Origin of the sequence: Vibrio sp. V31_P5A7T61, from assembly GCF_009904895.1 — a bacterium.
Taxonomy (GTDB): domain Bacteria; phylum Pseudomonadota; class Gammaproteobacteria; order Enterobacterales; family Vibrionaceae; genus Vibrio; species Vibrio metschnikovii.
The window spans coordinates 1-15,028 of the sequence record NZ_WXWI01000056.1; the positions used below are offsets into that span (position 1 = coordinate 1).

General features: G+C 42.6%; 10 protein-coding genes and 1 pseudogene. 2 read left to right on the top strand and 9 right to left on the bottom strand.

What is annotated here, in order from left to right:
• Together CAG58_RS12005 and bioA are read left to right on the top strand one after the other, a co-directional pair.
• A pseudogene (locus tag CAG58_RS12005) lies at positions 1–299 on the top strand (IS4 family transposase); the annotation flags it as partial.
• Positions 300–692: 393 nt separating this feature from the next.
• Positions 693–1,976: an adenosylmethionine--8-amino-7-oxononanoate transaminase gene (gene bioA, locus CAG58_RS12010; protein WP_161429578.1), complete on the top strand. Its 1,284-nt coding sequence runs from the start codon at positions 693–695 to the stop codon at positions 1,974–1,976.
• Between the two features lie 103 nt (positions 1,977–2,079).
• On the opposite strand, the gene CAG58_RS12015 is transcribed toward bioA, so the two are convergent.
• The 9 genes from CAG58_RS12015 to CAG58_RS12055 all read right to left on the bottom strand — a co-directional run bounded on the left by CAG58_RS12015 (position 2,080) and on the right by CAG58_RS12055 (position 14,950).
• Positions 2,080–2,640 carry an Lcl C-terminal domain-containing protein gene (locus CAG58_RS12015; RefSeq protein ID WP_161426422.1) on the bottom strand — a complete coding sequence of 187 codons (561 nt, stop codon included), beginning with the start codon at positions 2,638–2,640 and terminating at the stop codon, positions 2,080–2,082.
• A 1-nt stretch (position 2,641) separates the two neighbouring features.
• Entirely contained in the window at positions 2,642–4,090 is a 1,449-nt protein-coding gene (locus CAG58_RS12020) for an Lcl domain-containing protein (protein WP_161426421.1), read from the bottom strand.
• Positions 4,087–6,402, bottom strand: a complete 2,316-nt coding sequence (locus CAG58_RS12025; protein ID WP_161429579.1) for a proprotein convertase P-domain-containing protein — start codon at positions 6,400–6,402, stop codon at positions 4,087–4,089. Before CAG58_RS12025 ends, CAG58_RS12020 begins: the two co-directional genes overlap by 4 nt.
• An 18-nt stretch (positions 6,403–6,420) precedes the next feature.
• Positions 6,421–8,562: a TonB-dependent hemoglobin/transferrin/lactoferrin family receptor gene (locus CAG58_RS12030; protein WP_161426131.1), complete on the bottom strand. Its 2,142-nt coding sequence runs from the start codon at positions 8,560–8,562 to the stop codon at positions 6,421–6,423.
• Positions 8,563–8,564: 2 nt separating this feature from the next.
• Positions 8,565–10,592: a prolyl oligopeptidase family serine peptidase gene (locus CAG58_RS12035; protein WP_161429580.1), complete on the bottom strand. Its 2,028-nt coding sequence runs from the start codon at positions 10,590–10,592 to the stop codon at positions 8,565–8,567.
• A 181-nt stretch (positions 10,593–10,773) separates the two neighbouring features.
• Positions 10,774–12,081 (bottom strand): serine--tRNA ligase, encoded by a 1,308-nt coding sequence (gene serS, locus CAG58_RS12040; protein ID WP_161426372.1) that lies wholly within the window; start codon positions 12,079–12,081, stop codon positions 10,774–10,776.
• 101 nt (positions 12,082–12,182) lie between these two features.
• Positions 12,183–13,532, bottom strand: coding sequence for a replication-associated recombination protein A (locus CAG58_RS12045; RefSeq protein ID WP_158144003.1), 1,350 nt, complete (start codon positions 13,530–13,532; stop codon positions 12,183–12,185).
• Positions 13,533–13,553: 21 nt separating this feature from the next.
• Positions 13,554–14,147 (bottom strand): outer membrane lipoprotein chaperone LolA, encoded by a 594-nt coding sequence (gene lolA / locus CAG58_RS12050; protein ID WP_158138296.1) that lies wholly within the window; start codon positions 14,145–14,147, stop codon positions 13,554–13,556.
• Between the two features lie 182 nt (positions 14,148–14,329).
• Positions 14,330–14,950, bottom strand: coding sequence for a UPF0149 family protein (locus CAG58_RS12055; protein ID WP_161426373.1), 621 nt, complete (start codon positions 14,948–14,950; stop codon positions 14,330–14,332).
• Positions 14,951–15,028 lie beyond the last annotated feature (78 nt).

A 15,028-nucleotide genomic window follows, 5' to 3' on the forward strand; every position in this document is an offset into this window, starting at 1 on the left:
GTCTAGGACTCCGCCATAGCCGAACTAGCAACCCAGAGCGCTTTGATATCATGCTACTAATCGCCCTAATGCTTCAACTGACATTTTGGCTTGTTGGCGTACATGCACAGAAACAAGGTTGGGATAAACACTTTCAAGCGAACACTGTCAGTAATCGAAATGTACTCTCAACAGTGCGCTTAGGTATGGAAGTTCTGCGGCATTCTGGCTACGCAATAACGAGGAAAGACTTGCTCGTAGCTGCAACCATACTTGCTCAAAATCTATTCAGGTACGGTTGCGCTTTGGGGAAATTATGAGGGGATCCCTCAGAACGTAGCCAACACTGCTGCAGATTCAAGTAGGAAGGATATACTGGAATATATACAAAACTAGTTAACTTTTACGTCAGCAGCGTTCGAAGGAAGATAACCATCACCGCTGCTTCTTTAAATAATAACTGCATTGATATGTATCATTACCGAGATACTGAAAGGGAGCAAATTTTAACTAACAGGGCTATATCACCGCGAAAAAATCAATAAGCAACATAGCAGCCCCCTCCCTTATCTAGATACCTAGACTTTTTACTTACCTATTCGACAACGTTTGCACTTGGATCTATCGCCCCTCCAAGCTAGACTGTCAACATTTAAAAACCCATTGAGTTTACAAAAGGTTACTTTAGGCTCTCACTTGAGTATGGACTTTTCATGGATTTAGCTTTTGATCGCCAACATATCTGGCACCCTTATACGTCAACCATTAACCCGTTAACTTGTTATCCCGTCACTCATGCACAAGGCGTCACTCTCTACTTAGAAGATGGCAAAACATTGGTTGATGGCATGTCGTCTTGGTGGGCGGCCATTCATGGTTATAATCATCCGGCGCTAAATCAAGCGGTGCATCAGCAAGTGGATAAAATGTCCCATGTCATGTTTGGCGGCCTCACGCATCAGCCAGCAATTGACCTGTGTCAACAGCTGCTGGTATTGGTACCTAATAATTTACAGCACGTCTTTCTCGCTGATTCCGGATCGGTAGCGGTAGAGGTCAGTTTAAAAATGGCGCTACAGTACTGGCACGCCAAAGGTGAACGACGCTCGAAGTTTCTTACCTTACGTCATGGTTATCATGGTGATACCTTCGCTGCGATGTCAGTGACTGATCCTGATAACTCAATGCATAACCTATATAAAGGCTTTTTACCTGAGCACATTTTCGCTGATTCACCAAAAACTGGTTTTTATGATCGTTGGCAAGAGTCTGATATCGACGATTTTCGCAGCAAGATTGCGCTCCATCATCAACAGATTGCCGCGGTGATCCTGGAGCCGATAGTCCAAGGTGCAGGAGGAATGCGTATCTATCATCCGCAATTTCTGCGTGAAGTACGCCGACTTTGTGATCACTATAACGTGCTGTTAATTGTTGATGAAATTGCTACCGGTTTTGGTCGAACGGGAAAATTGTTTGCTTGTCAGCATGCGAATATACAGCCGGATATTCTGTGCCTTGGTAAAGCCTTAACCGGCGGTTATATGACGCTTGCGGCGACATTAACCAGTAAAACTGTCGCCGATACCGTTTGTAGTGGTGAGGCCGGTTGTTTTATGCATGGGCCAACGTTTATGGGTAACCCTTTAGCTTGTGCCGTCGCTTCCGCCAGTCTCGCACTGATTGCCAAAGGAGATTGGCAAACGCAAGTGGCTAATATTGAAAGCCAATTTGCCAAACGTTTACCCAATTTTACCGCCTACCGACACGTAAAAGACGTGCGCTGGCTTGGCGCCATTGGCGTCATAGAAACCCACCATCCAGTCAATATGAGCGTGATTCAAGCGTTGTTTGTCGAGCTTGGCGTATGGATCCGGCCTTTTGGCCGCTTAATCTATTTAATGCCACCTTATATCAGTGACCATAAACACATTGATGCGCTTTTAGATGCTATCGAGATGGCCTTAAATAAAGACGCTTGTTTCCAGTTAGGTTAATTTTGGATGTTATAACAGCGCAGTCATTGAAAATTAAAGTGGAAAAAACCGACGCTTTAAGCATCGGTTTAGATTAATTGGTACTTAAATCAACCAAGACTGATTACTGATCGGTCACCATTAAGATACTGAAAGCAAAATTGTGAGAATGGTGAATGACTTCTCCATTGACTGAATCAAAACTTAAAGCACTGGCTTCTTGAGTAGACGGTGTATTACTCCAAATGTAACCCGCTAAATCACCTGGCTCTACATCATATGCTGAGCCCCAAACCCGATCATTCATAGAGGGCGAATAACAGGCCATCTCGGTTAACGATACTAACTCTTTAATATTCGGCATCCTCCATCCTTGCTTTCCAGCAAATTGATATAAGGGATGGTTTGCATTCGCGTCATCAACGGCTTGAGCCGTTTGTAAAGCACTTTGCCAATTCTCCAATGTCGCTTCTCCAAGACAACGGTCTAAATTAGCATCCCAGTGTTGTCCCACCGCACAGCGCATCCAAGTTAATCCGGTTAATTTATCTTTAACGACTCCTTGATTCGAATAGTCAAAACGTGTATTGGGCGCCGATAGCGCCATAGAATGCAAACATTGTTGCTGGGCTAATGCCTTTAAGCTAATCAATAACAACGAGACAGCAATAAACATCTTTTTCATTTTAATTATCCTTTAATGACACCATGCGAACGGGTAATTGATAAGAATCCCCTAACTCGGCATCTGCACTGGCTGAGTAAATATCATAAAAACCAATCTGACCACGATCTTCGCCAACCCCTTGAATGGCTGGGTAAGAAAACACCCCTTTATCATTCAAACTACTGTATAGAGAAAATTTAATGCTGGAATGCCATACTTCACCACCCAACGTATAAGGGCTACCTTGCGATTGATGTAAAAAGAAAGGATGTGTAAATGCATAGAGTTGGCCATCCTCAGTCTTTTTTGTTTCACCAAAATCGACCAAGTTATACAACTCAATCAGCGTCGGTAAACGCCAATTGGTTTGACCGCAAAAAGCCTTTTCGTTTAAATAATCGGCATAATCTTGAGTCGAACAAAGCTTATCCGAATGCTGCTGACAATCTGCCGCCGAAATATCCGCTATTGCTGGTTCAAAGTTTGGTAATTTTAAGGCAAACGTTCGGTTATAAAAATGAACCGAGTCTGGCTGATCATTTTTATGTTCCCAAATCTGACCCGTTCGCACATCTTGTACGCATGACCACTCTGATGCACCATTGTCTAATTGACCGCCTTGTTGATCTAACTTGATAAATTTAAAGCCATTACCATTGATTAATTGTCGATCGGTTGCATCAAAGCCAAAATCTGCGTCTTGGCCTGGGTAATGTATTGAAGATTGCTCAATCAACTGCTGTTGATTACCGGAATAAAATAATTTCACTCCAGTATCATTAAGCACCATACGTTGCTGTTGTTGGTTAGCTATTTCCTCAATGAAATTATTTAAATCTTGTTCTGAAAATAAATCATACGCAAAATGCTTATCTTTCACTTTTAAGTCATTACCTAATGTAGCGAGCACGATAACCATATTCTCATCGGTTAAAAGTGGAATGAGTTTCTGCATATTCAGACTCAAATTATCCAATCGCGGAGCTAATGCATTGGTATTAATTGAGTGAATAATCTCAGTGTCATTACGATAATTTGGTAATTGATTAACTAAAAGTTGCTCGGCTTCATGTAAAGACTGACCATTTAAAACCATAGCGCTAAGTAGCGTGGTCAGCTCATTAATCACTAATGGTTGAGCAGCATTGTGCCCGACGGTAAATAAGCGATACTCTACTTTGTTTAGCGAGATTTCAGCAACTAACGGGCTACTATAAAGCTTTTCTGTCGTTGCTTGTAAGCTAAATGGCTTGTCGGATTGAATTTCAATGCTAGGTTCAGTAGCATCACAACGTAAATTGTGGTTCAAGTCAGTACACACTTTTGCATTAAGCAAAGTCTGTGTGTTGATATCCAACTTTCCTGAGAGCTGATACTGAGGTAGCTCTACTGGCGATTCAGGACTATCGGATCCTCCGCAGCCAGCTAACAGCAAGGCAGCAGCAATAAACGAATATTGATATTTCATTTTTCTCTTCTTTTCGTTGGTTCAAGATAAGTGCTGCGCGAACTAATGATTCGCGCCATAAAAATCGATAGTAGGATCAGCAACGACAGACCATTGCTACTGCCCCCAGAACTTGGTGACGTTAAGCTTGGCTGTTCATTGTGACTGCATTGATAATCACTAAAAGGCCCTACTCCCCAAGCTCGCAAAGTACCTTGATGGCCTTCATGCTGGTCGATAATTTCTAGACGCCACCGTCCCCATCCCATTTGCTGCTCGAGGCTCGCTAATGGTTGATCATGCTCCACAGTAAAGTAACCGTTGAAACCACTTTGCAGTGATGATTGATGATCCCAAAGCGTCACTTTAGTGCCCTGCGGAGAGGTGAGTGTGATCGATAAATCAGACATTGAAGGATGTTCAATATCGAGATAAACCGTAAAACGCTTATCAATAATAAGATCACGATCGGTCAAGGTATGGGAAAAAATCATACGACCCGGAGTAAATCGTCCTTGGGCATCGCTACTGGCATCCGGTAACTGATAATTCGGGCTGACCAGTGGTGTCGTTAATTTGGGTACGCCAACGATGATCTTTTTCTCGTCTTGCCATCTCTGCTCACTCAACCATGACTGGAATCGGTATCTCACATCAAGTTGAGATGAGAATGCTTGTCCGCAGACTAAATTCGAAGGCAATGGACTGCTTATTTCTAATCTATGCTCAAGCTGTTGATTCATCGTCAGCACAAGATTAGTATCCAATAACCAATCACCACTGACTAACGTAGGGCGACCTGTTGTCTCTAATGCTATCGTTAAAGGAGTTTGTGAATCGATATAGCGTTGATCAAGACGAACGACAAAGGGCGATTTCAATAAATCGTAATGACTAAACTGACGACGTAGAATTTGTGCATAATCTTTCTCTGGATACAACCGAGTAGCCGCATACAGGGTGCTTTCGGCAAGATTATGCATTTTTAAACCTCGACCAAGACCATACATAGACTGTAAAACAATCGTATCAAACTCACGAAAAACCTTGTCTGTTCCATCTCCATACTGCTGAACCGCTGCTTTTAGAGCTTGAAATAGTGCACTCGACCAGAGCTCATCACCCAGTTCACCACCGACACTTTCATGTGCACGATAATGTCCATGCTCAAAATAACGTGCACGTTGATTCCACAGACTCCGCGTTGTACGGCGGGGACCGAAAACACCATCCCAATTAAACACGGTATCAATTTCAAATTCTTGGCCACGCCTTGCCGGATCAAGATATTGAACACGATAACTATAACTGCCCGCCCAATAATCAGCGAAACCTTCACCAATCGCTCCCGAGTGCCCATACCCCCAATCGGGAACAATTTGATAGTGAATACCATGAGCTAATTCATGTAAGATTACATCTGCATCAATAGCATCGGGCGATGGACCGCCAATCCCAAACACAATCGTATTTGGGCCTTTGTAATAGGTTGAATTATTAGTTGCAAGACCTCGCGCATCGAACTTAACTGGCTGATTAAATAACGGATAGCCTAACGACTTACTGTATTCGATCGAATGGTTGAGATGATAAAAAGCCATGAGAGGAGCAAAGCGCTCATCATTAAGTTCAATTTTTGCCAAGTCAGCAAGATCAGAGAATCGACTAATCATCTTATTGGGCAAAAAGTTACCTTGCTCGCGAACAACTGGGCCATCAGGAGTTTGCTTACCCAATAAAGCCTTAACATTCACTTCAACTAGATGATGATTCCGTAAAAAATACTCCTCCCCAACCTGAAGTAATTCAATATCTTTAGTTTGATAAACAATAGGTAACGGATAATCGTCCTGTTGACGCCATCCATTTGCAGGAGCGGGGAGCTGCTGTGCCGTACGTAAATCGGGATCAAATAACTGAGTCGATGCCGTTACTAACTTACCTTGTGACAATTCTGGTGGATAATCAGCTTCGAGCTGGCGTGGATATTCTAATTCCAAAGCCGTTGTTGGTATGCCATTAATTAATACACTATTGTCTAAACTATGGAATATACGACGGATCCGGTGTTGATTATCAATTGAAACAACGATCGTCTTTTGATGTTGATATTCTCCATTTTGCCAGATATCAAAGTTATAATGCTGTTCAATTAATGACTTTGTTTGGTATCTTAATTTGCTTTTTTCAATAGGGTAATGTTGTGCAATAAAATCTTGAATATCGCCCACCGAATTAATCGTTATATTAGTATCAAAATAATCCCATTCACCGGCAGAAACCAAACAGGAAACACTATAACAAATCGTCAATAAACCTAATCTTAATTTCATAAACATGAATTCCAATATTTAAAATTGATACTTAGCATTAATAGTGAAATAGCGACCAGGTTTAGTCGAATAACGCGTATTTTCTTGCGCTATACCAGCGACATCTTGATAACGGATATATTCATTATCAAAAATATTAATCACTGAGCCACTGAGGGTAAAAGCTGGAGTCCATTGATAAGTGATATACCAATCAAAACTGTGCCATGACTCAGTGCTAGCACAAGAGACTGCTTGATTGAATTCATTAATACAGGTTGGGGTTCGATTCATCGACGATGCCCAATTCCAAGCAAATGCACTAGTAAGCCCTTGTGAATCATAACTAACTTCTACATTGCCTTCCCATGGTGTCAAAGAGCGAATATGTTCACCATTGTCATCTTTGCCATCCACATAACCGGCTTTAGCCGCAATCTGCCAAACGTCTGTTAATGCCTTTGAAAGTGATAGCTCCGCGCCATAAGTTTCAACACCGCTAATATTTTGGTATTGCTTTAGAGTATTAGGGCCATCCATGCCGATCTCTTTAATATCAATAAAGTTTTTAAATTTTTGATAAAAAATAGCGAAATAGGCTTGAGATTGTCCTGAATCAAACTTATGACCAATTTCAAACGAGTCGCTGGTCTCTGCTTTCAGATCCATATTAGGAATAATGATGAATGGCGTTAACGGGATATGCTCGTGCGAAACAAAACCATAAGCTTTATCGTAACTTGGTGCCCGATATCCGTGACTATAAGAAAAATAAGCTTGATGATGTGGTGTCAGTTTTTTGGCTAATGAAAAACTTGGTGACCATTGATGGCTGTTAATAGATTGCTCAGGAATAAGGTTCTGTATCGCATTACCATCAGGCTTTAATCTATGTGTATCAAACCGCAAACCGAACGCAATATCCCAATCCCTTAATTCAATATTATCTCTAGCATACAAACCTAAATTGTAGGCTCGTGCTGGAGTAAAAGGCTGATGAGTAGTCATTTCTTGCTGCTCAGATTGAGCACGATGAGTCTGAGTGGTGCGCTCATAATAATTACTAGCTAAACCAGCACCATACACGAATGTATGTTGTACATTCGCTGTATGAAATTGTTTACTAATATCAAACTTGATACCGAGTTGTTGATCGGAAAACGTCTTATCTTCACTCGTTCGTCGATGAATAAGCAGATTATTTTGATTAGGTCTTTGATAAAGACGATCGATCATCTGAGAATCTTGCGTATCACGCCAATATAACTTGGCTGTCATTTCATCTAGCCATTGATGATCATAAGGTTGATATTCAACCCCAAGCGAAATATTCCACTCATCTGTGTATGAGTCTTCATAATAACGAGCTAAGTTCCATCGGCCATCTGGCTGAATACCACCACTGCCTTCATGACGATACTGCTGCTCGCGATACCATTCAGTTGACCAATTTAATCGCCATTCATCGTTTAAGAAATGGCTCAATTGATAAGATACACTATGGCCTTCTAATTCACGTTGATATAAGTCTTGCTGATAATTACGAGTATGTTTCCCTTCCCAATAGGCCAAAGAGAGCAAAGAATTGATATTGTTATAACGAAAAGCCAAATTACTGTTAAGTTTGTATTTATCGCTAATTCCGGTGTAAGTGACTGCCCCATCAGCATAAAAATCTTTACCCAGTAAATAATCATCCGCTTGCATTGATTCAACCAAGACAGAACCACCAATTGCACCTGAACCATGTAAGGTAGAACTTGCTCCCTTAACAATTTCAATTCGCTTAACATTCGAGAGGTCGAAAGAGTTACGACCAACTTTGTCATTAAGGTCACTGGCACCATAACCATCAGCACTGATAATGCCATCGCGTACAATAGCAATGCGATTACCGGTCATTCCACGGATAGTAATATTTTGTGGACGACCAGCACCACCAGTAACGGAGACGCCAGGTTCGTGTCTTATGGCATCATACAATTCCGTATGACCACGTCGCTCTAATTCTTCACCGGTGATCACGGCAATCGAACCAGCCACTTCAGACAAAGATTGTTCAATTTTATTGGCTGTGACTATTATTTTTTCTGTAGCCTGAACTGGATCGCTTTGTTCAGCGTAGACAATCTCGCTCGCCAGCACTGAAAGCACTGCGACAGCAACAAGATTAGGTTTCATGTTTACTCCGTCTTATTGGACAAATTGGCTAAAGAAATGAAAAAGGCATACTCTTTGGCTTGTTGTTGCAATGATTTTCTTCTGTCCATTACGTGACCAGATTCAAAATCAGTTTGTAATAAATAAGGCCCTTTACCACTGGTTAACGCTCGAATCTGCGTTAAATACTTCGCCCCTTCCCAAAAAGGGACCCGTTGATCATGTAAGCCGATCTGGACCAATAATGGCGGATAAGAGAGTGCTTTAATATTGTGGTATGGATCATAAGTTCGCATTATAGCTAGCTCTGATGCATGATTTGGATTCCCCCACTCTCGGTATTGTTGCTCTGACAAAGGTAGTGTTGGATCTGACATACTATTGATGACATCAACAAAAGGGACCTTGAGCACAGCAGCAGAAAATAGTTCTGGTGCTTGATTCAGTGCACCAGCAACTAACGTTCCTCCTGCACTGGAACCCAAAGCAAAAATTTGGCGATGAATCGTCGGATGTTGATTATCTGCTGGAGCATAACGTCGTAATGTCTGAGCGGCTGAAATAAAGTCATTAATCGAATTGGGTTTTAACATCCCTCTGCCAGCATCATGCCATGCGTTATTAAAATAACCACCGCCACGAACATGAGCGATCGCATAGATAAACCCCTGATCTAATAGACTAATGATTTGCGGCATAAAATATGGTTTCATCGTGTAGCCATAGGCACCGTAACCATAGAGGATCACTGGGGAAGTCTCGGTCAGCTTATCCTTGCGATAAGCTAATGTAATCGGCACATCCACCCCAGAATAAGACGCGCTAATCTGTTGCGTATGGTAATCTTGCTGCCGATAATTAGGATAATGATCTTGAGAAATAGTCGAAAGAACCAAGCTATCCATTGCAAACTTTTGCCATTGAGGGGGTGATATCAACGACATACTCCGAATACGGATCTCATTACTAGCAAAATCACCATTGTGACTAATCCATGCCACTTCACCAGGCTGATTAATCTTGATACGTTTGCGTAAATTGCTATCATAATCAAACGCCGAAAGTATCAAGTCCTCGCCCTGCTGTTCAGTTATTGCGATACCAGCTGAAAATAAGTAAAACTGCTGGATACCATTAATCTGTTGAGAAAAACGCTTCCATTCATGAAAACTATCGATATCCGCTTGGTATAGAGTAAATTCACCGTCTAAATTACTATTGATATACAATTTATTGCGCCTGATATCGGCATAATATTCCAGCGAATCCTTCGACTCTTTAAGTGGTGACGATAGCTTTCCGGTTGAGAAATTCAATATCCTCTGTTCAGTTACTTGTTCATTATTACTTTGTAAAATCAAGTAATTACTATCACTAGCTCGATAGAAAGATAGCATCCAATCTGCTCTTTCTTCATGCCATAAGATAACCGGATCAAAACTGGCTAATGATGATACTGCCATCAGCCTATCTGCTCGTTGAGTCTCATGATTTTTCCCAATCACATATAAGGTATTACCTTGCTCAGGGATGGTTAATTGAGCAGATAAATGGGTCGCAAGTATTTGCTCGCTTTTATCAGATAAGTTTATTTTTACCGCTCGATACGATTCATTACCTTGAATATCTTCAGTAAAAAATAAATGATTGCTAGCAGGCTGAATCACCCAACTACCAATATCATAATAAGCCGATACTTGTTGCCGTGGTGTGAAATCATAAATGATCTTACTCTCTCCACCATCACGTGAACGACGCTGTAATACTAATTGCTGCTGATGTTGAGATAAACGCCATTCAAAGTCACCGTGGATCAACCAAGGTGAATCTGTTGACTCGCCCACCATAAGGCGCCATTGGTCAATTAAGTGGGTAGTGACTGACTCCAAATTACGAAAGTAGTCATCGCTAGCAAGATTATTGGCTTGTAAATACTCTAATACCGCTGAAGATTGTCGAGTTGAGTCACGTAGCCAAGCTTGTGGATCTTGAGCAAGCACTGTATTACTCAATAGGATAAACAGACTACAAATTGCGAAAATGTATTTCATAAATTTCAAATAGGACAATACGTTATAAAAACTCGCCTATTCTGCACGCAAATATAAATAAGATCAATTATCATTTGCATTTTCTTTGCCGTGATTAAAACTCTAGATTAGTGATCATAAAAATGAGGTAATAAAAAACCGACGCACTGAGCGTCGGTTTTCGGTAACAATAAGGCAGAAATTAACCGATGTGGGTTAAACCACCCATGTATTTTTGTAATACCGCTGGGATTTCAATGCGGCCATCCGCTTGCTGGTAGTTTTCCAAAATCGCTACCATGGTACGGCCAACCGCTAGACCAGAACCATTCAGCGTGTGTACGAGTTCAGGGCGCTTTTCTGCCTTGCGACGGAAGCGAGCTTGCATACGGCGAGCTTGGAAATCCCACATGTTTGAGCATGATGAAATCTCACGATAGGTTTTTTGCGCGGGTACCCACACTTCTAAGTCGTAAGTTTTACAAGCACCGAAGCCCATATCACCGGTGCATAGCACCACTTTACGGTAAGGAAGATTTAACAGTTGCAGCACTTTTTCTGCATGAGCGGTCAACTCTTCTAACGCCGCCATCGAATCTTCTGGCTTAGTGATCTGCACCAGCTCAACTTTGTCAAATTGGTGCATGCGGATCAAACCACGCGTATCGCGTCCATAAGATCCGGCTTCAGAGCGGAAACACGGTGTGTGAGCGGTCATTTTCAGTGGCAGATCTGCCTCATCCAAAATCACATCACGTACCAAGTTGGTCACTGGAACTTCGGCCGTTGGGATCAAAGAAAAACGACGTGGATCTTCATCGCTGGCTTTTTCCGTCAATGGCTCGGTGTGGAACAGATCTTTACCGAATTTAGGTAGCTGACCAGTACCAAACAACGTCTCTTGGTTGACTAAGTAAGGAACGTATAGCTCAGTATAACCATGTTGTTCGGTGTGCAAATCAAGCATAAATTGGGCAATGGCACGATGCAAACGAGCAAACTGACCTTTCATGATCACAAAACGAGCGCCAGTAATTTTGGTTGCACTCGCAAAGTCTAAACCGCCGCTCATTTCACCTAAGTCGACATGATCTTTCACTTCAAAATCATACTCTTTCGGTGTACCCCAGCGTGACACTTCCACGTTGTCGTCTTCATCTTTACCATCGGGTACTGAACTATCAGGAATATTAGGCACGGTTTGCGTGATCGCTTCTAGTTCCGCTTGGATTTTGTCTAACTCAACTTTCTTGCTGTCGAGATCCTCACCGAGAGTACCAATTTGCTGCTTAATCGCTTCCGCGCCCGCTTTATCGCCTTGCGACATCAGTTGGCCAATTTGCTTGGAGATGGAGTTACGCGTGGATTGTAAATTTTCAACTTCGACTTGAATCGACTTACGTTGCTCTTCAAGGGTGCGAATAGTGTCGACGTCGAGCGTAAAGCCACGACGTGCTAATTTTGCAGCTGTTTCATCCAGCTCTGTGCGAAGTAATTTAGAATCCAGCATTGCTAATCCTATGCTTTAATGTTGTGAAGAAACATGGACGTTGTTTTTTTGAACAACATCACACGTATTGAATTTACTCAGCCAAAGATAACCAAAAGCCACTACTTTTCATAGCGCTTTTGTGGGCTTTTTGCGTCTAAATCGGCTAGATACTGGAGTTTTTCCGCAATCTTAGTTTCTAATCCTCGATTGGTTGGAAAGTAGTAGCGTTTTCCAACCATTTCTGGAGGCAAGTAACGCTCACCAGCGGCAAAAGCCCCAGGCTCATCATGGGCATAACGGTATTCCGCACCATACCCGAGATCTTTCATTAAATGAGTCGGTGCATTACGCAAATGTGCTGGCACCTCATACTCTGGCAAGTTACGAGCATCATTCAGGGCCTGTTTCCAAGCGGTATAAACTGCATTACTTTTCGGAGCACAGGCCAAATAAACCACCGCTTGAGCAATCGCGCGCTCACCTTCAGCTGGACCGACACGGGTAAAACAGTCCCAAGCAGAGAGAGCGACTTGCATTGCTCTTGGGTCTGCATTACCCACATCTTCAGAAGCAATCGCGAGTAAACGACGCGCAATATATAATGGGTCGCACCCTGCGCTGATCATTCTCGCCATCCAATACAAGGCGGCATCGGCATTGGAACCACGAATCGACTTGTGTAATGCCGAGATTAAGTCGTACCAAATATCGCCTTTATTATCAAAACGAGCGACTTTTTCTCCCGCCACTTCAGCCAATAAACTGAGCGTGATCTGTTTACGACCTTGCGCATCTTGACTTGCCATGTCATACAACAGTTCTAAATAATTGAGCGACATTCGTGCATCGCCATTAACCAGCTCGGCGAGCCGCTGCAAAACGTTATCATGAAAATCAGCTGGATGTTGGCCAAGCCCTTTTTGCTTGTCGTCAATCGCTTGTTGCAGCGTTTGTAAAATTTCATCGACACTCAATGAGGTGAGTTTGTACACCCGTGCGCGAGATAACAACGCATTGTTTAATTCAAATGACGGGTTCTCCGTTGTCGCGCCTATAAAGGTCACCGTTCCATCTTCAATATGCGGTAAAAAAGCATCTTGCTGTGATTTATTAAAGCGATGAACCTCGTCGACAAAAAGAATCGTCCTCCGCCCGACGCGCTGATTTTCTCTCGCTCTATCGATAGCCGCACGAATCTCTTTAACGCCGGACGTGACGGCTGAGACACGCTCTACTTCAGCATTCGCGTAATTGGCAGCGACTTCAGCTAGCGTCGTTTTTCCAGTTCCCGGCGGGCCCCAAAGAATCATTGAGTGAAGATGCCCCGCCTGTAACGCACGACGCAGTGGTTTATCTTGGCCAAGAATGTGCTGCTGGCCAATATATTGCTCAATGGTTTGTGGCCTCATACGTGCCGCAAGGGGACGAAAATCTTCATCCCCTGAAAAATCTAAACGGTAATTACTCACGATCGCTCATTGATTTTGTTATTAGCGTTGATCATCAACATCAACCCCATCGGGGATGACAAATTGAAAACGGCTGATAGGCGGCTTTTGCAAAGTGATATTATGGAACGTAAAACGACTTTGCTGACCATCTTGCTCGATGACGGTAAATCCGGTCACTTTACCTTGTGCATCAATCACGATCTGAAAACGTCCTTGGTTCGATTCAAAGGTAATCGGTGTTAAGGTAAACACATCGCCTTCAGCTTCGACTTGGTACGCATTCCAATCACTGGCTTGATTACGAGTCAGTAATATAAAAGGTGTCTGCTCGGTGGCTTGTTGCTGATTATAAATTGAGACTTGTTCGATAAATGGGCTGTAATACCACAGTGTTTGTCCATCGGAGACCAAGATATTTTCATCCGGTTCAAAGGTTTCCCAGCGAAACAATCCCGGACGAGCCACTTCAACGGTGCCCTTACCTTCCATAACTGTTTCCCCTTCTGGACTCAGCACTTGCTGATCAAACTGGGCACTAAAACCTTCGGTTAATGCTAAACGCTGACTCAGCGTCTCTTTAGGACTCGCCAATACCGAAAAGCTACAAAACAGCAGCACTATCCATTTTTTCATTTTATTTTTACTCCTGACAACCTGACTTAAGGATAAATCCGTGATGATTAACCGCATCAATATCTTCAATGGTAAGGTATAACGGCTTTCCTTGTTTTATATGTCAACATTCGGTAGAAAAAGTTCGTGGTTAAACCGCGTCATGTCGAAAACAAGGTTGACATGACGCCGTCTAAGTGTGGTTATTGGCCACAGCAACACTTGAATTTTTTACCACTCGAACATGGACAAGCGTCGTTACGCCCAACTTGTTTATAAGGATTAATGGTTTGTGCTTTAACACCAAGCATCGCTTCATCGGCGGCCAGCGCCACCTCATGAACCATTAAATCCAGTTGTTCAATCATATACGCTAACGTGGGTAATGATTGATAACCCGCGGCTTGCATCTGCTGATGAGTCCCCGCTTCATCAATCGCCAACATTAAGGTGGTTAATAACGCTTGTAGCATGCGTAATGAACCATCGGAATGACTGCTCGTCTGCCATTGCGGTTCGATCATCGGCCATAGACTCATAAACCCCTGAGCAAACTCCGTTAACCCCTTTTCACGTGATTCTGCGTGTTGCGATAAAAGACTTAACAACGCAAATTGATTGGCTTTAAGCTGCTGATACTGTGCATTGATCTGGGCGGTAACCAAAGGTTCCAGTTCATCGACATTGTCTGGAAACAACTCACTTAACCACTGCTTAGGATCCAGTGGCTGAGTAGCAAAATTCGCCGCTAATATACTGCCTTCGATAAACAAGGGGGATACAGAGCAGAAGTGCTTAGGGAGCATTATCAATGGGTAGTTCATAAATTATCGGTATCGGTCAATTAAGATTGACACAGTATAAACGTAAACCGTTGTCAGTTGCAGCCATGATCCGAGTAT